This window comes from Flavobacterium psychroterrae, assembly GCF_018380615.1.
Classification (GTDB): domain Bacteria; phylum Bacteroidota; class Bacteroidia; order Flavobacteriales; family Flavobacteriaceae; genus Flavobacterium; species Flavobacterium psychroterrae.
Genome location: NZ_JAGYVZ010000013.1, coordinates 61239 through 82066, shown reverse-complemented (window position 1 = coordinate 82066; position 20828 = coordinate 61239). Strand labels below are relative to the sequence as shown.

22 protein-coding genes, 2 pseudogenes and 1 riboswitch are annotated in these 20828 nt (G+C 32.5%); of the genes and pseudogenes, 7 read left to right on the top strand and 17 right to left on the bottom strand.

Annotated features, from left to right (window positions below; translation table 11 throughout):
- Window positions 1-72: 72 nt before the first annotated feature.
- The 6 genes from yiaA to KHA90_RS14635 all read right to left on the bottom strand — a co-directional run bounded on the left by yiaA (window position 73) and on the right by KHA90_RS14635 (window position 3839).
- Entirely contained in the window at window positions 73-468 is a 396-nt protein-coding gene (gene yiaA / locus KHA90_RS14660) for an inner membrane protein YiaA (RefSeq protein ID WP_213301687.1), read from the bottom strand.
- A 132-nt stretch (window positions 469-600) separates the two neighbouring features.
- A complete protein-coding gene (locus KHA90_RS14655) occupies window positions 601-1686 on the bottom strand; it encodes a serine hydrolase domain-containing protein (RefSeq protein WP_213301684.1) in 1086 nt (361 codons plus the stop codon).
- A gap of 113 nt (window positions 1687-1799) precedes the next feature.
- On the bottom strand, window positions 1800-2339 hold the full coding sequence (locus KHA90_RS14650) for a DUF4252 domain-containing protein (RefSeq protein WP_213301681.1): 540 nt from the start codon (window positions 2337-2339) through the stop codon (window positions 1800-1802).
- A gap of 1 nt (window position 2340) precedes the next feature.
- Window positions 2341-2868: a DUF4252 domain-containing protein gene (locus tag KHA90_RS14645; RefSeq protein ID WP_213301678.1), complete on the bottom strand. Its 528-nt coding sequence runs from the start codon at window positions 2866-2868 to the stop codon at window positions 2341-2343.
- Between the two features lie 16 nt (window positions 2869-2884).
- Complete coding sequence (locus tag KHA90_RS14640) at window positions 2885-3343, bottom strand: hypothetical protein (protein WP_213301675.1); 459 nt, start codon at window positions 3341-3343, stop codon at window positions 2885-2887.
- The gene (locus KHA90_RS14635) at window positions 3330-3839 is read right to left on the bottom strand and encodes an RNA polymerase sigma factor (protein WP_213301672.1); all 510 of its coding nucleotides are present in this window, start codon (window positions 3837-3839) and stop codon (window positions 3330-3332) included. The genes KHA90_RS14640 and KHA90_RS14635 overlap by 14 nt, the downstream gene beginning before the upstream one ends.
- Before the next feature lie 238 nt (window positions 3840-4077).
- Here KHA90_RS14635 and KHA90_RS14630 point away from each other — a divergent pair, with 238 nt between their 5' ends.
- Window positions 4078-5538 carry a S41 family peptidase gene (locus KHA90_RS14630; protein WP_213301669.1) on the top strand — a complete coding sequence of 487 codons (1461 nt, stop codon included), beginning with the start codon at window positions 4078-4080 and terminating at the stop codon, window positions 5536-5538.
- A gap of 96 nt (window positions 5539-5634) precedes the next feature.
- Here the strand turns inward: KHA90_RS14630 and KHA90_RS14625 are convergent, their stop codons facing one another.
- From KHA90_RS14625 to KHA90_RS14585, 9 genes and pseudogenes are all read right to left on the bottom strand, one after another.
- Window positions 5635-6669 carry a YncE family protein gene (locus KHA90_RS14625; RefSeq protein WP_213301666.1) on the bottom strand — a complete coding sequence of 345 codons (1035 nt, stop codon included), beginning with the start codon at window positions 6667-6669 and terminating at the stop codon, window positions 5635-5637.
- A gap of 3 nt (window positions 6670-6672) precedes the next feature.
- Window positions 6673-8526, bottom strand: a complete 1854-nt coding sequence (locus KHA90_RS14620; protein ID WP_213301663.1) for a TonB-dependent receptor plug domain-containing protein — start codon at window positions 8524-8526, stop codon at window positions 6673-6675.
- A gap of 28 nt (window positions 8527-8554) precedes the next feature.
- A riboswitch (cobalamin riboswitch) is annotated at window positions 8555-8759 on the bottom strand.
- Window positions 8760-8826: 67 nt separating this feature from the next.
- On the bottom strand, window positions 8827-9360 hold the full coding sequence (gene cobC, locus KHA90_RS14615; protein WP_213301660.1) for an alpha-ribazole phosphatase: 534 nt from the start codon (window positions 9358-9360) through the stop codon (window positions 8827-8829).
- On the bottom strand, window positions 9345-10142 hold the full coding sequence (locus tag KHA90_RS14610; RefSeq protein ID WP_213301657.1) for an adenosylcobinamide-GDP ribazoletransferase: 798 nt from the start codon (window positions 10140-10142) through the stop codon (window positions 9345-9347). Before KHA90_RS14610 ends, cobC begins: the two co-directional genes overlap by 16 nt.
- A gap of 400 nt (window positions 10143-10542) precedes the next feature.
- A pseudogene (gene tnpA / locus KHA90_RS14605) lies at window positions 10543-10971 on the bottom strand (IS200/IS605 family transposase).
- Between the two features lie 57 nt (window positions 10972-11028).
- The gene (gene cobT, locus KHA90_RS14600; RefSeq protein WP_213301654.1) at window positions 11029-12708 is read right to left on the bottom strand and encodes a nicotinate-nucleotide--dimethylbenzimidazole phosphoribosyltransferase; all 1680 of its coding nucleotides are present in this window, start codon (window positions 12706-12708) and stop codon (window positions 11029-11031) included.
- Between the two features lie 140 nt (window positions 12709-12848).
- Complete coding sequence (cobU, locus tag KHA90_RS14595; protein ID WP_213301651.1) at window positions 12849-13358, bottom strand: bifunctional adenosylcobinamide kinase/adenosylcobinamide-phosphate guanylyltransferase; 510 nt, start codon at window positions 13356-13358, stop codon at window positions 12849-12851.
- A 26-nt stretch (window positions 13359-13384) separates the two neighbouring features.
- Window positions 13385-13771, bottom strand: a pseudogene (locus KHA90_RS14590) (four helix bundle protein).
- A 24-nt stretch (window positions 13772-13795) separates the two neighbouring features.
- Window positions 13796-14158 (bottom strand): DUF5522 domain-containing protein, encoded by a 363-nt coding sequence (locus tag KHA90_RS14585; RefSeq protein WP_213301648.1) that lies wholly within the window; start codon window positions 14156-14158, stop codon window positions 13796-13798.
- A 172-nt stretch (window positions 14159-14330) separates the two neighbouring features.
- Between KHA90_RS14585 and KHA90_RS14580 the strand changes: the two genes are divergently transcribed.
- The 4 genes from KHA90_RS14580 (at window position 14331) to KHA90_RS14565 (ending at window position 17916) form a co-directional block, all read left to right on the top strand.
- On the top strand, window positions 14331-15473 hold the full coding sequence (locus KHA90_RS14580; protein ID WP_213301645.1) for an ABC transporter substrate-binding protein: 1143 nt from the start codon (window positions 14331-14333) through the stop codon (window positions 15471-15473).
- Between the two features lie 5 nt (window positions 15474-15478).
- Window positions 15479-16507, top strand: a complete 1029-nt coding sequence (locus KHA90_RS14575) for an iron chelate uptake ABC transporter family permease subunit (protein ID WP_379785494.1) — start codon at window positions 15479-15481, stop codon at window positions 16505-16507.
- Between the two features lie 73 nt (window positions 16508-16580).
- Window positions 16581-16994 carry a GxxExxY protein gene (locus KHA90_RS14570; RefSeq protein ID WP_213301643.1) on the top strand — a complete coding sequence of 138 codons (414 nt, stop codon included), beginning with the start codon at window positions 16581-16583 and terminating at the stop codon, window positions 16992-16994.
- Window positions 16995-17139: 145 nt separating this feature from the next.
- Window positions 17140-17916: an ABC transporter ATP-binding protein gene (locus KHA90_RS14565; RefSeq protein ID WP_213301640.1), complete on the top strand. Its 777-nt coding sequence runs from the start codon at window positions 17140-17142 to the stop codon at window positions 17914-17916.
- 196 nt (window positions 17917-18112) lie between these two features.
- Here KHA90_RS14565 and KHA90_RS14560 read toward each other — a convergent pair whose 3' ends face one another.
- Window positions 18113-18568: a tRNA (cytidine(34)-2'-O)-methyltransferase gene (locus tag KHA90_RS14560; RefSeq protein ID WP_213301637.1), complete on the bottom strand. Its 456-nt coding sequence runs from the start codon at window positions 18566-18568 to the stop codon at window positions 18113-18115.
- 77 nt (window positions 18569-18645) lie between these two features.
- Window positions 18646-19227 (bottom strand): pseudouridine synthase, encoded by a 582-nt coding sequence (locus KHA90_RS14555; RefSeq protein WP_213301636.1) that lies wholly within the window; start codon window positions 19225-19227, stop codon window positions 18646-18648.
- A 142-nt stretch (window positions 19228-19369) separates the two neighbouring features.
- On the opposite strand from KHA90_RS14555, the gene KHA90_RS14550 reads away from it, so the two are divergent.
- Window positions 19370-19741 carry a hypothetical protein gene (locus KHA90_RS14550; RefSeq protein WP_213301634.1) on the top strand — a complete coding sequence of 124 codons (372 nt, stop codon included), beginning with the start codon at window positions 19370-19372 and terminating at the stop codon, window positions 19739-19741.
- Between the two features lie 161 nt (window positions 19742-19902).
- Window positions 19903-20655 (top strand): SDR family NAD(P)-dependent oxidoreductase, encoded by a 753-nt coding sequence (locus KHA90_RS14545; RefSeq protein WP_213301632.1) that lies wholly within the window; start codon window positions 19903-19905, stop codon window positions 20653-20655.
- Window positions 20656-20828: the final 173 nt, after the last annotated feature.

Sequence of the window (20828 nt, the reverse complement as noted above, 5' to 3'; positions counted from 1 at the left end):
AAAGCTCCAATTATTTGGAGCTTTTTTTGTGGTTAATTTTTGGAAGTTGGTTTAATTAATATGTTTTAAATATTATTCATTAGATAACGACATATTATCTCTTGTATTTTTTTGTACCGAAATAGCGCCAAACAATGCTAATAAAAAAGCAAAAGCATAAAAACCTTTTTCGCTTGGTAAAATTGTAGCATTCCATAATCCTACTACCAATAAAACAATTGATAAAAGAGTTCCGAACCAGCAAATTCCGTAGTAAATATCAGTTACAGGAAGTTTTTCAAGTCTGTCTCTAACACTTTTTTGCAATGAAACTACCGCAAAAAGACCAAACATTAAAACAGTAAAATAATAACCTTTTTCGTTTAGTAACATTTCGGCTCTTGCAAGTCCAACTATAAATCCTACTGTTCCTGCTCCAAGAGCTACCCAAGATGCCGCTATAAAGGCATTCGATGTTTTTTGTACCATGGTTTTAATTTAATCATTAATTGGTGAGTCGCAAATATAATTAAATTCGGTTCAGATAAAAGTAAAACGCAACAATATTATTCAGGCTAATCTTCCAAAATTGTTGCATAAAAATTGCTATTTAATTTTATGCTAATATTTACTTTTCATGATTTTAAGAAGATCAAATAAAGCATTTTGTGCTTCTTCGGTTGCACAATTTATTAAAATGATATAAGCTAATTTCTTATTGTAATCAATTTGAGTAAAACTAAAAAAAGTTCCGTCTGATCCTGAATGCTGAGAAGTTTTTTCCTTTTCAGAATTTGTGTTAGCCCAACCAATTGAATATTCCTCTTTTCCATAGTGCAAAAAGTCATAAGTTTCAGATTTAATAAAAGCTTTAGATCCTGATAATCCTCTTAAATTAAGTTGTATAAATTTTGCATAGTCGGTGATTGGCATACTAATATCTCCGGCAGGTTCAGCGAGATATAGATGATAGGTATCTGTTGGAGGAACAGGAACTAAAGTGCGATTTTCAATCCAATGTCCCCAAGGTTGATTTAATTCGTATCTATTAGGCCAACCCAGTTTGTATTTCAATTTCAATTTTTTTGACAATATATCATCTATTAAAACTTCCCAGCTTTTTCCTGTTACTTTTTCCATCATTAAAGCTGCGATGCTATAGCCGGCGTTTGAGTAAGTGTAAATTTCAGAATTAGTTTTTGTAGGTTCATTTTTTAAAATATATTCACAAAACTGCTTTCTTTTTTCAGATGATGATCCTTTGAATTCAGGAAGTTTTTGATATTCTTCGCCGCTATTATAAGATGGTATATGTGCTCTGTGTGATAATAAATCTTCGAGAGTAATTGCATAAAATTCATTGTTACTTGTTTTTTTCCATTCAGGAAATAGATCGAAAAATTTAGTATTCCAGTTAAGTTTTTTTTGCTCTACCAAAGTGGCTGCAATAAAACCTGTGATTGCTTTTGTGTTTGATCCTAAATGAAAATAATCAGTAATTTTAGCATTGTCAGCATTTATATCAGAACTAATTTTATGACAACCAATAACTTGTTTTTCGATTATGTTTGTAGCTGAAATTACCGCAAAAGCCATTTCAGGAATATTATTTTTTATCCTTATACTGTCTGCAATTTTAGTTAAGTTTTGACCTTTTGAAGAAAAAGAAAAAAATATAAAAGAAAGGATTAATATTTTTTGAAGCATTTTTTTTATTTTCAAATATAACCGAAATATCTTATTTTTTATTTTTAAATAGAATTTACATAAAAAAAGCTCCAAAATAGGAGCTTTCTTCGTTTTAAAGTAAGATAGAAATATTATTTTTTTATAAGTTCCTGCAAAGGTTTCAATTGTTCCATGTTGATTTTTGATTCTTTCAAAACGGACATTAAGGTCATGATATTGTTTGGGTTCATATTTTTTCCTAAAACACGAACAACTGCAAAACCATTTTCTTTTCTGTTCGCAAAAACTACGAATTCCTCAATGTTATCGTCAGTCCCTACATAACTTATTGATGCGCCATCTTTACCTGAACCAAACTTCATTAATTCCTGGTATTTCGGATCTTTTAAAATCGCTTTAACTTTTGCTCTTTCTGTTTCAAATTGAGTTTGGTTTGTTGCATTTGCTTTAAAAGCTAAAATGTTCATTTTATCGAATGATTTCAAAGCTTCATTTTGTTCGGCAGATAATTTTGTTTTTTCCAAGTTTAAAATATCAGGCGAAACATCAAGCGCGATAAAATCTTTGTTATCTGTATTTTCTACAAAATAGCGCTGTAATGATGGGTTAGAATTACAACTTATTAAAGTTAGTAATACTAAAAGGGCTGAGGTAAAAATGTTGATTTTCATATTATTTTTTACCTTTAGAGGCTTTTTTTAAGTCAGCGCCACCAGGAAGTTGCATCTTATCTGTAAGTACTGAAATTTCGTTGATATCAAAATTACCTGTTAGTGATAATAAAACAGTTTCTTCGTTTTTAGCACCATCAACATACATTAATAATTCTCTAACCTGAGAATCTGTTGCTCCTGATTTTACAGATATTTTTACGTTTCTGCCACCGTCATTAATTCGCATTAACTCCTCTAAACCGGCTGTTTTTACATATTTTTCAGCAGATGCTTTCATCTCAGCTTCAACTTTAGGATTTTTAGTGGTAAACACTTTTAGGTAATCTAATTTTTTAATCAGCTTAATATATTGTTGAGTTTCCTTATCAGAAGCATCAACTTTTACCTTACTCATTAAGTCAAACATTTTTTTGTTGACAATTACTGAGGTTACATCGTCCTGACCATCAAATTTGTCAAATGCACCTTGTGCATAAAATGCGTGACTAACGAATGCGAAAACTAGTGTTATGATGAAATTTTTCATTTTTGATTGATTTAAATTACTGTTTAAAAATTTTGTTTTTTGATTGTTCATATTCGTTAATGTATTGTACACTTTCAATACCTACATTAACTTTGTTTGATAATAAGGCTAAAGCTTTTTGCGTTGCGGCAAGAGCTTCTTCCGGATCGTCATAAGTTCCTAGTTCTGATTGCGCTACAACCTGAGTTGCATTTTTTTCGCTAACATAAAAATAAGTTCCTACTCCGAGTAAAACAACAGCCGAAGCCGCAATTGATAACCACGCCACATTTCGTTTCTTAGTTTTGAGTGGGATTTCCTGCGTCGATTTCTGTTCTTTTACCTGAGAGAAATAACCAAACATAGGTTTGTATTGTTCTAAATGCTGCGCAACATTTGATGAAGAAAAATATTCTTTTAATTCATTTTCTTCGGCAATACTGGTTTCTCCCTCAAAATATTTTTCTAATATATCTTCTATTTTATTGAATTCCATAACGGTGTGTATTAAGCATTGATTCTCTAATTTTTTTTCTCGCTCGTGAAAGTGCTACCCGAATAGCCGTTTCATTCATGTTTACAATTTTTGCGATCTCATCAAACTCATATTGTTCAACATCGCGTAACTGTATTAATATTTGTAGTTGTTCAGGCAACTGGCTTATTATTTTTTGAACCCATTCTAAACTATTCGAATCCTCCAGTTTTTTATCTAATTGTGGTTCACGATCTGTGTAATTATTATGAACGATTTGAAGATTTCCTGCCCTTTTCGATTTTAATTGATCCAGACAATAATTCTTTGTCATTGTCATTGCTAATGCCTCGACGCTGCCATAAGAATCTAAACTCTCTTTCTTGTTCCATAATTTTACCATTACTTCCTGAGTTGCATCTTCGGCTTCTTCAGTACTGGTTAATAATCTTTTTGCCAGACGAAAAACTTTGTCTTTAAAAGGATTTATTAATTCTATAAAAGCACTTTGGTTCATCTATGGTTTATTTTTGGTTGGTTGTTATAAGCTTCTTTTTTAGATCGTCTAGACGATAAATTCACAGTCATTTTTTTTATTAATAAACCATTATAAGGAAGCTTATATAGTCAAGACGAGGCACTATTATTTTTGTTACAACAGATATGAAAATTTTATAATAAAAAATACTTTAAAATTATCAATGTTAAAACTAAAGATACTATTTTTACGTTAGTACTACATAGATACATACTATATGAGAACAATTTTAAAGAGCGTACTGCTATTGTTTATACTTGCCTTTTCTTTACAATCTTGTGAGGATCAGGATGATGTTGCTGTTTCTGGTGATTTGCAGGTAAATAATTTTATTTGGGAAGGATTAAATGACTATTATTTATGGCAAGCCGATGTGCCAAATTTAGCTGATGATCGTGAAGAAGGGCTTAATTCCTTTTTAAAAGGATATTCTAAGCCGGAAGATTTATTTCAGGATTTATTGAATAAACCTATTAGTAAATTCCCTAAAGGTCAGGCAATTGATCGTTTTAGCTGGATTGTTGATGATTATACTGTTTTAGAACAGGAACTGCAGGGAACTTCAAAAAATGATGGTGTAGATTTCAGACTAAGTTATAAGCCTAACAGTACTACTGATTTAGTAGGTTACGTTCGTTATATTATTCCAAACTCTGATGCATCAAAAAAAGATATCAAACGTGGTGATCTTTTTACAGCAGTAAACGGAACGCAACTTACGGTTTCCAATTATCAGTCTCTTTTAGCGGCTGATAGTTACACATTTAATATGGTGGCCTATAATGGAACTACTTTTGAATCTAACGGAAAAACAGTTTCTTTAGTGAAAACAACTTTAGATGAAAATCCTGTTTTTATCAATAAAGTAATTACTTCAGGAAGTCATAAAATAGGTTATTTAATGTATAATGGTTTTTATGCTTATTATGATGCGCAGCTAAATGCGGCTTTCGCCGAATTAAAAGCACAAGGAATTACAGATCTTGTTCTTGATTTAAGATATAACGGAGGTGGATCTATCCAGACAGCGACGCGTTTGGCAAGTATGATTACGGGTCAGTTTACAGATAAGATTTTTGCTAAACAAAAGTGGAATGCAAAAATTAATGCCTATTTCGCAGACAAGGATGCCGAGTCGCTTAACAATAGATTTGTTAATAATATGGATGGTGTAGCAATTAATAGTCTTAATTTAAGTAAAATTTATATTTTAACAACAAGCGGAACAGCTTCTGCAAGTGAATTAGTAATAAACGGTTTAGTTCCTTATATTTCAGTAATTCAAATAGGGGAAACTACTGTTGGTAAAAATGTAGGTTCAATTACGATATATGATTCTCCTAGTTTAGGAAAAGCAAACGTAAATCCAAATCATAAATATGCAATGCAGCCTTTAGTATTAAAAATAGTAAATGCAGCTGATTTTGGCGAATATACAGATGGTTTAAAACCAACATATGAGCAATTAGAGCGTGTTAGTAATCTGGGTGTTTTAGGAGATACATCTGAGCCATTGCTTAATGTTGCGATTTCTCAAATTACAGGAGTAACTACTAAAAAAGGACAAACGGATAAAGGTGTAGTTTTAAAAAACTTTACAGATGTTAAAGCGATGAACGGTTTCAAGAATCAAATGTATATTGAAAAAGCTCCCGAAGGACTTTTACGATCATTATAATAAAAATATAAACCCAATAAAAAAGGCTTTCTAGTAATAGAAAGCCTTTTTTAGTATTGCATTGTTCCAAAAACACAATTTATTCTAAACTAGAAATTAGTCATTAAAGTAGAAACCGTTTGTTCCTACACCCGTAGTTAATTCTTTTTGCAATGCTCCGGTTAAATCGTAAATGTAAGCCTTGCCATCTGTTGTAAAGTTTCCTTGTGAAACATAAATACGCCCATCGTTTACTGCAAATCCATAAACATAAGTCGCAGGAGATGTTAAAATTGCCGTTGTTGATGCAGCAGTAGCATTTGTGTTCATCGTGTAAACAGAACTTCCTACTGTGTAATAAATTTTATTGTCTTCAATATCCATAAATCCTGCACCACTTAAGCTTTCCGGAAAAGTAATTTTAGTAGTTGTTTTGTCTGATATTTTTACTTTTACAAGTTCACTGCTATTTCCAAAACCTCCTTTTAAAATGTATAGAACTCCATTTTCTTCTTCAATACAATCACCGTTAAAACCAATTTGCACAGGAGCATCCAGTTTTTTTGTAGCGATATCAACTACTAATAATTTATCATTATAAGCATCAGTGATGTAAAGTTTTCCATCTTTCAAAACCACTCTGTTAGCAGTAGCATTTAAGTCAATTTTTGATTCAACGATATTAGTTGTCAGGTTAATTACAGCTACATAATCATCTGTATCGCCTGTTGCAGCATTTTCGTATGAATATGTGTTTGCGTTCGTAACATATGCTTTACCATCTTTTACAACACCGTATCTTGGATTTAGTAAACCCGTTTCGATTTTAGTAATTAATTTAAAAGTATATCTGTTAACTACTGTAATATTGTTAGCTCCGCCAGAAATAATATAAGCATTGTCTCCGTTAAAAAAGATGTTTTGTGCATATCTCCCAAGTATATCACTTCCATTTACAGTTGAATAAACGTCTTTTGTAAAAGAAGTTAAGTCATTACTTGAAAATGAAACAGTACCTTGTGTAGTTCCCTCATTCAAAATAAAAAAACCATTATCATAAACTCCTTTTGGAGTATTATCTTCTTCATCATTTGAACACGAAACGAATAGCGAAACGCTAAGTGCTATTAAAAATAATTTGCTAAACTTCATATATTAAAATTTTAAGGTTAAATACATATTAAAATTACGACCGGGCATAGGTCTGTATTCCAGACTTTCATACTCTTTATTAAGAACATTGAGTACTTGAAAACCAAGTTTGAAAGTGTGCAGAAATTTAAAATCATAATCAATCCCGATATTTGAAACGTTATAATCATTAATAATTTCTGTTGGATCATTGTCTGCTCTTGTATAAACAAAACCATTAAACAAAAATTGATAATAAGCAGAAATTCTGTTTCTGGAATAAGAAACAGATCCTGTAACTTTATTTAAAGGAACATAAAAAAGCTGTTTTTTAGTTTCTTCATTTTTGGAAGCCGTATAAGCATAAGTTGCATTTACTGTAAAGTAATTTTTGCCATACTGTTTTTTCCAGTTTAACAATGTTTCAGCGCCATAGCTGTTTACCTTATCCGTATTTTGCGGAGACCAAATCCCGTTACTTCCCGGAATCCATTGTAATAAATCTTTTATTTTCATGTAATAAAAGGTTTGTGTCAAAGAGATATTTTTGAATGTGAAGACATTTCCAATTTCTGCCTGATAAGAACTTTCAGGTTTTAAATCCGGATTCCCTCCCGTTTCCCAATACAAATCATTAAAAGTTGGAATTCTAAAATTTCGGGATAAGTTCAGTTTTAAATCATATAATTTATTAAACTGATAAGAAGATCCCAGAGAAAATAAAACAGGAGATTCATAATTATCTGTAAATTCTTTTCGGATACCAAATTCATTTTTCCAGTCGTCCGAAAGTTCTTGTTTTACCAATAAAGCAGCTGAGCTTATTTCCCTGACATGATCGCCAACACCACTTCCGTAGCCTTTGGTTTTGTTATAATCAAAAATGGCATTTACTTGTGTTGATTTAGAAATTTGATAGCCCAAATCAGCTTTTGTGATAAGGCTTTCTGTTTTTCCGTAAGTAAAATTATTTGAAGAAATATTCCCGTAATATTGGTAATTTTCGAATATATATGCACCTTTTAAATTGGTAGTAAATTTTTCGAAATCGCCATCATATTCTAATAAGTTTCGGTTAAAACCATTTACATATCTGGTTTTAGTTTCAGTTTCTGATATTAATGAAGTGTTTCGATCTGTATTTGAAGTTTGAGTATATAACTTCAAACTATTTTTTGAGTCGAATTTATATCCTACATTGGCATTCACTGTAATAATATCATATTGACCGTTTTGGTTCCATCGCTGTTCACCTTTCCAGGTGTATAGATTTAAATATTTATAATCGTTTGTAGAACTGTTTTTAGAAAAGCCAATTTGAGCACTCCATTTTTCGTTAGAAATATTAGTTTTGAAGTTGATTCCAATAGTATTAAAACTTCCGTAGTCTAATTTTAAATTATTTTCGAATCGCTTATAAAATCCTAATTCATTATTTAAATGAACAGTTCCTCCAACGGCTCCGCTACCATAAATAACACTTCCGCCACCAGCTTTTACACTTATCGAATTATAATCTGAAGATGAAATAGTATTAAAATCAGTACTTCCGTTCATCTGAGAGTTGATATTAATTCCGTTCCAGATTACAGCCGTTTGCGATACAGTAGTTCCCCTAAAAGAAACTGTCGAAAGCATTCCGCGACCATATTCCTTAAAATAAATAGTAGAATTAAAATTTAATAAATCAGTAAGTAAAGCTTCATTTTTAGTAATGACAGAATCATTTAATACCTGAACCGATTGCGAACTAGAATATTTCTTAAGATTGACATCAGAAACGACAACCTCTTTCAGTTTATTAATAGAATCGCTTTGCGCGCAAATAATTTGGCACAACAATAATAGGCAAAAAGCGAAAAGTTTTTTTAAAGTCATAATTTCTACACTCTTTTTCCCGAGAGTTCGATATTTGTTTATAAAGGCAGGTCTCCTGGCTTGCGTTTTGTTGTTTACCTTCCCATTCGCGGGGGCGAGCAGTGGTTTTGTAGTTAACAACAAACATTCTTTTCAGAACTAAGCTTACAGTTGCGGGAACAGCTCAAGATTAAAACTTGATTCCCTTTTAATGTGTTTTTGAAATGAACACAACCTTAATTTCGTGCAAAGATAAAGTTAAAATTATCGATTTTTCAAATTTGTTTGACTTTTTAAACCAAATTCTAAGCAAAATGGTATTTATAGTGCTATTTTTATTACGTCTCCAAAATCTACTTTATTGTTAAAAGCGTCCTTTAATGGTAAAAAACTCTGATGACATAAAATACTTCGAATAATTCCGGCATGAGCTACAATTATAATTGGCGTATTTATTTCCTTTGGAATTTCAGCTAAAAAACTGCCCACTCTTTCATGTAATTCAATAAATGATTCGCCGTTTGAAGCAGCAATATTCACAAAATCTTCCATCCATGGATTAAGTTGTTCGGGCGAAATATCATTCCAGTTTTTCATTTCCCAATCACCAAAATTCATTTCCATTAAACGATTCTCTTTCTTAAACGAAATAGTTTTAATATTATTCTGAATGTATTCGGCTAAAATTACACAGCGTTGTAATGGACTTGAAAAAATAATGGCTTCCTGTGGTAATTGAGAAACGATATTTTTGAAAACTGCTTCAAAAGGCTCGGCTAACCCAATATCTGATTGCCCGTAGCAAACTCCTTTTTCGCAGATGGTTTGGGTATGACGAACTAGATAAATTTCCATATAAAAAGAATGCTTAAATAATAAACTACTTCACAAACCTGTTGCGTGGCTCCAAGGCAATCTCCCGTATAGCCATCAATCCATTTTTGAAAATAACGAGCTAAAAAATAGCGCATAATAAAAACAGGAATTAAAGCAAAAAGGAATTTATATTGAAAATAAGAGAAAACCAATAACGGAATTAACCCAAAGAAAAACGAACCTGCAATTTCTTTCCAAGTATGATTTTTAGCGATAGGTTTACTTTTGCTCGAAGCATCTTCACGAGAATATTCATGCGTAAAAATAATTGAAATCGCAGCAAGCCGACTCAAAGCATGCGCAGATATAAACAATAGATAAATTTGAAAAAGCGCAACAGGATCGTTTCCTTTAAAAAGTAAAACAGATTCAGAAAGTAATTTGAATTTCAGTAAAAAAAGTAAAACCAAACCAATCGCTCCGTAAGCGCCAATGGCACTGTCTTTCATAATAAGCAGAATTTTTTCTTTAGTCCATCCTCCGCCAAAACCATCACAAACATCAGCAAAACCATCCTCGTGAAAAGCTCCGGTTGTAAGTACAGAAACAATAAGAGCAATAATTACTGCAGTTTCTACAGAAAGAAAAAGTGAAGAAAGATAGAATCCCAGAAAATAAATACTACCCACAATCCAGCCAATCAAAGGAAAATAACGAGTTGCCTTATTCAAATAATCAGGATGATGATTTATGTTTTTCGGGCACGGAATTCTGGTGTAGAACATTAAAGAGGTAAAGAAGATGTGTAATTCTTTTTTCATGGATATTTATATAATTTATTTGGCTAAAGCCCTTGTGGTGTTCAATTCTTTAACCTCCAGATAAATCTGGAGGCAATTCAATTTTAGTTTGCGTACAAATTCAATTTTATATTGATTAGTTTTTTTGAATACCCCCCAGATTTATCTGGGGGGTATAAAATTCGCATTTAGAATGGCTTTAGCCAAATTTAGTTAATGATTCAATTGTTTTTTGATTACGAAATATTGATTTATTTGGCTAAAGCCTTTGTGGTGTTCAATTCTGTAACCTCCAGATAAATCTGGAGGCAATTCAATTTAGTTTGTGTGCAAATTCAATTTTAATTGATTGTTTTTTTTTTAGGCCCCAAATTTATCTTGGGTTATAAAAATCCGCAATTAGAATGGCTTTAGCCAAACTCTATTTACCAAACCCAAATTTGCTGATAATTTCATCATATTCTTCCTGAAAAGTTTTTTTCTTATGATGAATTTCTTGGTTTTTAATATAATCTCTAGCCTTATCTATAATAGATTCTGATACTGAAACCGCAAAATATTCCTCTTGCCATTCAAATTTTTGTTTCGTTAATTTATTTTTATTAATCCAGAAAGAAGATTCTCCTTTAAGCAATTGCATTATTTTTTGAATATTTTGATCAACTCCTAATCAAATAATGCAATGACAATGATCTGAATAACCGCCAATAAAATCAACAAAGATTCCTTTTTCTTTCGCATTTTCCTGAATATGCTTCCAAACTTTTTCTCGTAATTCAATAGAATCTAAAAATGGAAATCTGTTTTTTGTACTCCAAACAAAATGAATGTAAACTTTAATTAATGGCATATTTAATAATTTTGATCAACTGAATACTGAATACTGAAACTGAATACTGTGACTTCACTACTTCCCACTAACCCCCGCACTTTCAAAACTAGCCATTTCATTCAAAAAAGCTTCTGCCGATTTTAAAATAGGTAATGCAATCGCGCAACCCGTTCCTTCGCCCAAACGTAAATCCAGATGCAGAATAGGTTTTGCATTTAAATAATCCAGTAATTTTTCATGTGCTTTTTCAGCCGAACAATGACAGAAAACTGCATTTTTTAAAATGTCGGGATTTATTTTTGAAGCAATTAAAAAAGCAACGTTGCAAATAAAACCATCGACTAAAATCAATATTTTATTATCGAAAGCAGCTAACATTCCGCTTGCGATTTGCATGATTTCAAAACCACCAAAATAGGCGATTTGCTGTTTTAATTCGGCTGGACCGGAATAATTTTCAATTGCCTTTTTAAGGATATTTTGTTTTTCAAGAAGTTTATCATTTTCAACACCAGTTCCTTTTCCAACACATTCTTCGATAGGTAAACCAGTTAAAATGCTCATTAAAACCGAAGCTGTTGAAGTATTTCCAATTCCCATTTCACCAAAACCAATACAATTACAACCCGTTTTGGCAATATTATCAACAATTGATTTTCCTTTTTCAAAACACAACTGCAATTCGGTTTCACTCATCGCCGGAATATGTAAAAATGACTGAGTTCCTTTTGCAATTTTTGCATTTATCAGGTTCGCATTTGTTGGAAAATCATAATTTACGCCGGCATCTACAATAGATAAATTAATATTGTTTTGATTGCAGAAAACATTTATCGCAGCACCGCCTTCGAGAAAATTAGCTACCATTTGTCGCGTAACATCTTGCGGATAAGCACTAACGCCATGATTTGCGATTCCGTGATCAGCAGCAAAAACAACAATATTAGGGTTAATTATTTTCGGATTAAGAGTTTCAAAAACCATTGCCATTTGAAAAGCCAGCGTCTCTAAAGTTCCTAAAGAACCAATTGGTTTTGTCTTAGAATCTATTTTTTGCTGTAGAAGAGTAGCGAAATCATTTTTAATTTCAACTTGAGTTTTGGTTTTTAATGGTAAATCTGAAACAGAACTTTCTACAATATTATTAATTTCTTTACAAATGGGAGCTTCAGATTTTTGTTTCCAATGCAATTGTTGCAACATCGGTTGATTGTCATAATTCGTTGCAGGTTTTCCAATACAGAAATAGCCTAAAGGTTCAATATTTTCGGGTAAATCAAGAATCTTTTTGAACTCATAATAGTTCAAAATCGAAACCCAACCCATTCCAAAACCTTGTTCAGTAAGTGAAAGCCAGATATTTTGCGCCGCACAAACCGAGCTGAATTTTACCGCTTCGTTGCTTCCCACAGTTCCAATCGTAAACTGATTCAGCACAGATCGATCATACGCGATAATTAATCCAATTGGCGCTTCTTCAATTGCTTCCAGTTTCAGCGATTTATAATGCTCCTTTTGTTCCGTATTATCCGTTAATTCCTCCGCTTTTTTATTATAATCTAAAAAAAGATTCTTTACAGCATTTTTAACCTCAGTAGATTTAATGATATAGTATCGTGTAGCATCTGTCAATCCCACAGATGGAGCCCAATGCCCGGCTTGCAAAGCTTTTTCGATTACTTCATCAGGGACTTCATCGGTAGTAAAATGTCTTGTATCGCGGCGTGATTTTAAGATATCATCTAAATAGCTCATAATTTCAATGTCAATTTCAAAAATCAATTTCAATTACATCGAAAACGAAATTTAAAAATAATAATAATAATATTTTAAGTTATGTGGGGTATTGCTTTTAATTGTTGATTTTTTGCAATTGATATTGATTTTTGCAATTGTTAACCTTTAATCTTTACCGGAATTCCAGAAACCATTAAAACAACTTCATTGGCATTTGATGCTAAAAACTGATTCATCCAGCCTTGTAATTCTGTAAATTTTCTGCCAATGTGAGTTTCAGCATGAACGCCCATTCCAATTTCGTTCGTTACAATAATCAATGTAATATTTTCCTGATTGGCGATTAAAAGAAATTCCTTTTTAGCTTCTTCCAAACTTAAATTCACATCATATTTATGATCCGTAAAAAAATTCGTTAACCAAAGCGTCACACAATCAATCAAAGCCACTTTTGCAGTAAAATTAATTTCGCTCAAATATTTTTCATTCTCAATATTCGTCCACCGTTCATCACGTTCTTGTTGATGGCGGTCGATTCTGGTCTGGAAATCAGCATCCCACTTTCTCGCCGTCGCCACATAAATTGGTGCATCTGAAAGCTCTAAAGCTAACTTTTGAGCATAACTGCTTTTTCCTGATCGTTCGCCTCCGGTTATTAGGTAAATCATTATTATTGATTGTTAATTATAAATTGTTAGTTGTTAATTTTAAGAAGTGTCTGTTTAGAACTGATTTGACTTTTGGTAGTTTTGATGATGCTGGTTATTAATTTTAATATTGTAATTGCGTCATTATGAATGTTTGCAAATTCTTTTTCATTTAAATAATCAGTTGCTTTTAATAATTCCAGCCAATAAACTGATTCATTTGCCTCTTTTTGTGCAATGGCAAATTTATGAATAAAATCATTTTTACTTTCAGCATGTTCTGCTTCTCTTATCATTGCTCCAATACCTGTTCCGGATCGCAGCAATTGTTATGAAAGTATAAATTCTTTCTTTTCAACACACAAGTTTTGATATAGTTTAACTATTCGTATAGCAAAATCAAAGCTTTTGTCTTTTACGACATTATTTTTCATAATTAATAATTTATAATTAAGAATTCAATACGGGCAATGACGACAGTCATTTTCACAGCAAGTTCCTCTTTTTAGATGAAACCAGGCTTTAAAAACATAGTTCCCATTTTCGATATAATAGTCAATTCCTTCAATAAGTTTTTCTTGTTTTGGTAAAAATAGCGCTTTGTTTTTAAGTGCTTTTTGAGGTGTAAGAGTTTCTACATAAGCATCAATTTTGTCTTCGCAAGCTTCTTTAAAGCAATCCGGACAAAGGCAATCTCCTCCTTCAGAAAGATTAAAGATAGGAGGGAAATCATTGCACCAACATTTGTTTTCTGCTGAAATATCTCCACAATTAAAAGAAGATTCACAGCCAGAGCAAACTTTTATTTTTATGGTATTCATGGGGCGAAGATGGTATTTGTTGCTTTTTGTAAGAATAAAGATAAACAAAAAAAATAGAAATTGCGTTACCTTTGTCACTGGCAAAATGTAAATCATAATATTCTAATCATTCAAATTGCGAGTAAAAATAGCTAAAAGCAAAACCATATTCCTAAAATAATATAACCTGCAGATGAAACATTTATTATCTAAATTAATTTTTATTTTACCCTTTTTTGTTCTTATCGGATGTAAAAAGAACGAAACTCCTGAAATTACAAAACTAGAAATTGCAAAAAACAGCATCGAATATGCAACTGGACTTTCGATCATAAAACACGAAGGATATTCAGTTGTAACCGTTACAGATCCCTGGCCAAACGCCAACGCAAAATTCACTTATGTTTTAAAGGAAAAAGAAGCAAAAGTTCCTGATAGTTTACAAAAATATACCACAATAAAAATTCCGTTAGAATCTGTTGTAGTCACATCAACAACAAATATTCCGTTCTTGGAAATGTTAGAAGTTGAAGATAAATTAGTGGGTTTCCCCCACACCGATTATGTTTCATCAGAAAAAACAAGAGTTTTAATTGACAAAGGTTCCGTTAAAAATGTAGGCGAAAATGAAAAATTAAACATCGAACAATTAATCGAAATTGCTCCGGAATTAATTGTCACTTTTGGAGTCGATAATAATAATCCGGCATTGGAAAACTTGAAAAAAAGCGGACTAAACGTATTCATCCAAGCCGATTGGATGGAACAATCTCCACTAGGGAAAGCAGAATGGATCAAACTTTACGGCGCCTTATTTGGCAAGGAAGAAAAAGCAAAAGAATTGTTTGATAAAATTGTTACGAGTTACAATCAGGCAACAAAATTAGTAGCGGACCAACCCGCAACTTCAACCGTGTTATATGGTTCTATGTATGAAGATGTTTGGTATGTTGCAAAAGGAAATAGCTGGGTGGCGCAATTTATGAAGGATGCTCATGCCAATTATTTATGGTCAGATTTAAAAGGAACAGGAAGTGAAGGATTGTCTTTTGAAAAAATATTGGTAAAAGCTAAAACGGCGAATTTCTGGATTGCTTCAGGATCGTTTAAATCTTTAGCCGAAATTGAGAAAGCCAATCCGCATTACAGTCAGTTTGATGCTTTTAAAAATAAAAACGTTTATACATTCGAAGGTAAATTTGGCGCAACCGGCGGAACCGTTTATTATGAATTGGCACCAAGCCGACCTGATTTAGTTTTAAAAGATTATATCAAGATTTTTCATCCTGATTTATTGCCAAGCTATGAATTTACTTTTGCATCTAAATTAAACTAAGATCATTGATAAATAAAAAGCGAAATATAATCCTGTTTTCCATACTTGGTTTAGCACTTTTGTTCATGTTTTTTCTGGACGTAAGTTTAGGATCCATTACAATCCCTTTCAGGGAAGTTTACACCAGTTTAACAGGCGGTCAGGCAAGTAAATCGACTTGGGAGTATATAATTATTAACTACCGGTTACCCAAAGCAATAACAGCTTTTTTAGTGGGCATAGGATTATCAATAAGCGGATTGTTGATGCAAACATTATTTAGAAATCCGCTTGCAGGTCCTGATGTATTAGGTCTAAGTTCAGGATCGATTTTGGCAGTTGCAATTGTAATTTTAGGCGCAGGATTATTGCCGTCTTTTTTAAATTCAATTTTATTATCACCATACGGACTTGTGTTAGCGTCTACATTAGGGAGTGTTTCGGTTTTATTACTCGTTTTATTAGTTGCTCAGCGCTTGCGAAATACAATGGCAATTTTAATTGTAGGACTTATGTTTGGGAGTTTTACAAGTGCTATTGTTGGAGTTTTAACCTATTTTAGTTCAGCAGAACAATTGCAAAAATTTACTTTTTGGTCGTTAGGCAGTCTCGGAAATCTTTCCTGGACATCAATTGCTGTTTTGGCAGTTTGTGTAGGGATTGGTTTGCTTTTAAGTGCGAGCAGTATCAAACCTTTAAATGCATTGCTTCTTGGTGAAAATTACGCAAAAAGTATGGGTTTGAATTACAAAAAAGCCAGATTAACAATCATATTTGCAACTAGTATTCTGGCTGGAAGTATAACGGCTTTTGCTGGCCCAATTGCGTTTATAGGATTAGCGGTTCCGCATATTGCAAAGCTGACTTTTCAAACCAGTAATCATGCCGTTTTATATTGGAGTACTTTTTTTTACGGAGGAATAATCATGCTGTTTTGCGATATTGCCTCGCAATTACCGGGCTTAGATACAACATTGCCTATTAATGCCATTACCTCTATAATTGGAGCACCGGTTGTAGTGTATTTGTTAATGCGAAAAATAAATTTTAAGTAAAAACTTACAAATATTTTGTAATATTGCTTTTTAACACATAGAGACATAGTTTTTATTTCAATTAAAAAGATTTATGATTACTCAAAAATATTTGGATGAATTAACTTATGAAGTTTTAGGAGCTTCGATAGAAGTGCATAAAATAATTGGAAAAGGGCTACTTGAAAATGTTTATCACCAATGTTTAAAGGAAGAACTCTCACAAAGAAAATTAAATTTTTTCACAGAGATGCGAGTACCAATTCTATATAAAAATAAAGAATTAGTTGCAGATTTTAGATGTGATTTATTTGTTGAAAATTGTTTGGTAGTAGAACTGAAAACAGTTTCCGAAATAAATTCAATACATCAAGCTCAACTTCTAACTTATATGAAGCTTTTAAAAGCACCAAAAGGAATAATAATAAATTTTAATTGTTTTAATATTTTTAAAGAAGGTCAAAAAACGTTTGTAAATGAATATTTCAGATTGCTTCCAAAATTTTAGTACTGCAGCTATGTTTAATTTACAAGTAAATTTTAATTTCCTTTTTTAATAATAAAAAGAGACCTATGTTTCTATGTGTTTAAAAATAAATCAGCATAAAAAAAACTTAGCAACTTAGCGTCTTAGAACCTTAGCAACTTTAAAAATGATAACTATTTTACAAACCTCAAATTTAACCATTGGCTATAAGTCCAAGAAAGCAACTGTGACTATTGCCCAGAATTTAAATTTGAATTTAAAATCAGGGAAACTCATTTCATTAATAGGGGCAAACGGAATAGGAAAATCGACTTTGTTGCGCACTATGACTGGAATCCAGCAACCTTTAGAAGGAAATGTTTTCCTGAATGATAAAGATATAAATAGCTACAAACCTTTAGATTTAGCACAAAATTTAAGCTTGGTTTTAACCGAAAAATTGCCGCCAAGTAATCTTTCCGTATTTGAATTAGTTGCACTGGGTCGTCAGCCTTACACCAACTGGATTGGCACTTTGACCGAAACTGATATTGAGAAAGTTCGGGAAGCATTAGCTTTAACTCAAATCGAACATTTAGCTCAAAAAAAACATTACGAAATCAGCGACGGACAATTGCAAAAGGTTTTAATTGCACGAGCTTTGGCACAAGATACTCCGCTGATTATTTTAGATGAACCAACAACACATCTTGATTTATTACACAAAGTTTCATTGTTTAAATTGCTGAAAAAACTAACGCAGGAAACTCAAAAATGCATTTTATTCTCCACGCATGATATTGATTTGGCGATTCAGTTAAGCGACGAAATGATTATTATGACGCCAGATTTAATAGTTCAGGATGAACCGTGTCATTTAATTTCAAAAGGAAGTTTCGCAACTTTATTCAAAGACGAAAACATTGTTTTTGATGCAGAAAAAGGGAAGTTTGTAATTACTTAAGAGCTTTTGAGTCCCATCGGGACATCATATTTATAGAAAATGTTAAGCGTGTTTTATTAGAACCCCATCGGGGTGAAATATTTATTTGTCAACTGAACAATTAAGATATCGCTCCGATGGAGCTTTGGTTTGGAAATTAATATAATGCTATAAATATAACGCTCCTCTGGAGCTATTAATAAAAACAAATAAACGATTAAACTTTTAAACCAATCTGACGTTTTGCTTCTCCAACCACAAAAGCCACAGAATTCGCAATATTAAAGCTTCTGATTAATTTCGACATTGGAATCGTTAAATGATTTTCGAAACGTGCTAAAACTTCCTGGCTCAAGCCAACACTTTCCTTCCCGAAAACCAACCAGTCTCCATCCTGAAAATCAGTTTCAAGATATGATTTTTCGGCATGGGAACTCATTAAAAAAACACGGGATTGATCCGGAATCTGACTGATCCATTCTTCGATGTTTTGATATTCGGTAACGTCAAGATGTACCCAATAATCCAAACCGGAACGTTTTAGGTTTTTATCATTAATCACAAACCCAAACGGATGAATTAGGTGTAATCTACTTTCTGTACCTACACATAACCGACCAATATTTCCGGTATTGTTTGGGATTTCAGGTTCTACAAGAACAACGTTTAGCATTATCGTTTATTTGGTTAATTGTTAAATTGTTTGATCGTAAATTTGAGAATTATCTAATTTTCAAATTGACACATTTTCTAATTAGTTTCATTTTCTAATTTAAAATCCGGAACTTCTATAACTTCTCCGGCTTTCAGGTTTTGCAAATATACATTTCCTATACGAACCCGAACTAATCGCAATGTGGGAAAACCAACCGCAGCGGTCATTTTTCGAACCTGACGAAACTTCCCTTCATTTACCGTTATTGATGCCCATGAAGTTGGCCCGTGGCGTTCATCTCTTATTTTTTTTGCTCTTGGTCCAAAATCGGGAATTTCGGTAACAATAAAAGCAGAGCAAGGTTTGGTTTTGTATTTTCCGCCATCAAAACCTATTTCAACACCATTTTGTAATTCTTCAATAGCTTCGGGAGTTATAATTCCGTCAACCTGAACATAATATTCTTTATCGACTTTTTTGCTTCTTATTTGTTCGCTTACTTTTCCGTCCGTAGTCAATAAAAGCAATCCTTCAGAATCCTCGTCAAGTCTGCCAATTGCCATTGTTCCGTCGGGAAAATCGTGTAATTCACCTAAAAGCTTTTTCTTTCTTTTTAATTCATAGATAAATTGGCTTAAATAGCCATAAGGTTTAAAAAGAATGAAGTGTCTATGCATGTTTGCTTTTTTTGGGGCAAAGATAGTTTTGTTTGATAAGGAATTAAAATATTGGACAAATAAACCAAAAGCAATGTTAAAGCACTTAATTTTTAGCGTGAGAATTCGTAATATTATAATACTAACGCTAAAATATAAAATTATGGAAACTAATAATTTAGGATCAAAAAAGATAAATGGAGTACAAAAAGATATAGACGAATCTAAAGGGAAAAATATTTCTCACGATAAAGAATCTCATAAATCAGAGATGAAAAAAGAAGTTGTAACAGATCAGGATGGCAATAAAGAAGTTGTAGACAGAGCGAGAAATGAAAACGAAGAAATAAAAAAAGTTCCGGATAACTCAGGAAATACTAAGGAAACCGGGAACCGCGGAGTTGCTACAGAAGAAGAAGCGCAAAAAACCGTCGAGAACAAAGACAGAAACTCAGATGTAACACCAGACCGTTATCCTAATTCAAATCCTGAAAGTCATAAAGATCGCGGAAATATGAAATTAGATGAAGAATAATGCTTCTCTTAAAATAATGAATTTTTAGCTGGTGTAAGGGCTTTTCTTCTAAAATAACATTTGATTGGCAAACTGCGTTAATGTTATTCTAAACTCTGTTTTCATAGAGGCTGCCCGTCAAGATCTTCGTAAATTGTAGTATAAATTTAAAATATATTAAAATGGCACTTTTAGAAAACAAGGTGGCTTTTGTATCAGGTGGAGGTTCAGGAATTGGACGTGCAGTTGCAGAAGCTTACGCTCGCGAAGGAGCAAAAGTAGTACTTTCAGACATTAACGTTGATCACGGTGAAGCAACTGTAAAAATTATAAAGGATAATGGTGGAGAAGCTTTTTTTGTAAAAGGAGATTCATCTAGCGCAAGCGACAATAAGCATATGGTTGAAGTTACCGTTTCTAAATATGGCCGACTTGATATTTCCTGTAACAACGCAGGAATGGGAGGTCCGGCAAAACCTACGGGAGAATATGAACCGGAAGCATGGGATAAGGTAATTGCCTTAAATTTAAGCGGTGTTTTTTATGCCTGTCGTTACCAGTTAGAACAAATGGAAAAAAACGGAGGAGGAAGTATTGTAAATATTGCCTCTATTCACGGTCAAGTTGCTGCACCATTAAGTCCTGCATATACAGCATCAAAACACGGAGTTGTAGGCTTGACTAAAAATATTGCTGCAGAATATGCACTTAAAAATATTCGTTGTAATGCAGTTGGTCCCGGTTATATTGAGACTGCTTTATTAAAGGACAATCTTAACAATGATGCTATGAGTGCCATTGCCGCAAAAGCACCAATGAACCGTTTAGGAACTTCTGAAGAAATTGCAGAATTAGTAGTTTTTCTAAGTTCTGAAAAATCTTCTTTCACCACCGGAAGTTACATAATTGCCGATGGTGGTTATACTGCAATTTAAAGTTTTTTCGTATAAATTATATAAGGCTATCTTAATTTGAGATGGCCTTTTTCATTGGTTTTAAGTGCCTAAAATAAAGTTTTATCTTGTTAAAGTAGTGTGACTGAGGGAATTCTCACAATAATACATAATGCTGTAAAGTCAATGTATGTGTAGTAATTGTTTAAGTAATT

Bases quoted from the DNA above. Each gene is read 5' to 3' on its own strand.
- KHA90_RS14550 (WP_213301634.1), top strand. From the start codon at position 19,370: ATGGAAACTAATAATTTAGGATCAAAAAAGATAAATGGAGTACAAAAA.
- KHA90_RS14610 (WP_213301657.1), bottom strand. From the start codon at position 10,142: ATGAAAAAAGAATTACACATCTTCTTTACCTCTTTAATGTTCTACACC.
- KHA90_RS14570 (WP_213301643.1), top strand. From the start codon at position 16,581: ATGATTACTCAAAAATATTTGGATGAATTAACTTATGAAGTTTTAGGA.
- KHA90_RS14620 (WP_213301663.1), bottom strand. From the start codon at position 8,526: ATGACTTTAAAAAAACTTTTCGCTTTTTGCCTATTATTGTTGTGCCAA.
- cobC (WP_213301660.1), bottom strand. From the start codon at position 9,360: ATGGAAATTTATCTAGTTCGTCATACCCAAACCATCTGCGAAAAAGGA.
- KHA90_RS14545 (WP_213301632.1), top strand. From the start codon at position 19,903: ATGGCACTTTTAGAAAACAAGGTGGCTTTTGTATCAGGTGGAGGTTCA.
- KHA90_RS14655 (WP_213301684.1), bottom strand. From the start codon at position 1,686: ATGCTTCAAAAAATATTAATCCTTTCTTTTATATTTTTTTCTTTTTCT.
- KHA90_RS14555 (WP_213301636.1), bottom strand. From the start codon at position 19,227: ATGCATAGACACTTCATTCTTTTTAAACCTTATGGCTATTTAAGCCAA.
- KHA90_RS14560 (WP_213301637.1), bottom strand. From the start codon at position 18,568: ATGCTAAACGTTGTTCTTGTAGAACCTGAAATCCCAAACAATACCGGA.
- KHA90_RS14580 (WP_213301645.1), top strand. From the start codon at position 14,331: ATGAAACATTTATTATCTAAATTAATTTTTATTTTACCCTTTTTTGTT.
- KHA90_RS14565 (WP_213301640.1), top strand. From the start codon at position 17,140: ATGATAACTATTTTACAAACCTCAAATTTAACCATTGGCTATAAGTCC.
- KHA90_RS14635 (WP_213301672.1), bottom strand. From the start codon at position 3,839: ATGAACCAAAGTGCTTTTATAGAATTAATAAATCCTTTTAAAGACAAA.
- KHA90_RS14640 (WP_213301675.1), bottom strand. From the start codon at position 3,343: ATGGAATTCAATAAAATAGAAGATATATTAGAAAAATATTTTGAGGGA.
- KHA90_RS14645 (WP_213301678.1), bottom strand. From the start codon at position 2,868: ATGAAAAATTTCATCATAACACTAGTTTTCGCATTCGTTAGTCACGCA.
- KHA90_RS14625 (WP_213301666.1), bottom strand. From the start codon at position 6,669: ATGAAGTTTAGCAAATTATTTTTAATAGCACTTAGCGTTTCGCTATTC.
- yiaA (WP_213301687.1), bottom strand. From the start codon at position 468: ATGGTACAAAAAACATCGAATGCCTTTATAGCGGCATCTTGGGTAGCT.
- cobU (WP_213301651.1), bottom strand. From the start codon at position 13,358: ATGATTTACCTAATAACCGGAGGCGAACGATCAGGAAAAAGCAGTTAT.
- cobT (WP_213301654.1), bottom strand. From the start codon at position 12,708: ATGAGCTATTTAGATGATATCTTAAAATCACGCCGCGATACAAGACAT.
- KHA90_RS14630 (WP_213301669.1), top strand. From the start codon at position 4,078: ATGAGAACAATTTTAAAGAGCGTACTGCTATTGTTTATACTTGCCTTT.
- KHA90_RS14650 (WP_213301681.1), bottom strand. From the start codon at position 2,339: ATGAAAATCAACATTTTTACCTCAGCCCTTTTAGTATTACTAACTTTA.
- KHA90_RS14585 (WP_213301648.1), bottom strand. From the start codon at position 14,158: ATGAATACCATAAAAATAAAAGTTTGCTCTGGCTGTGAATCTTCTTTT.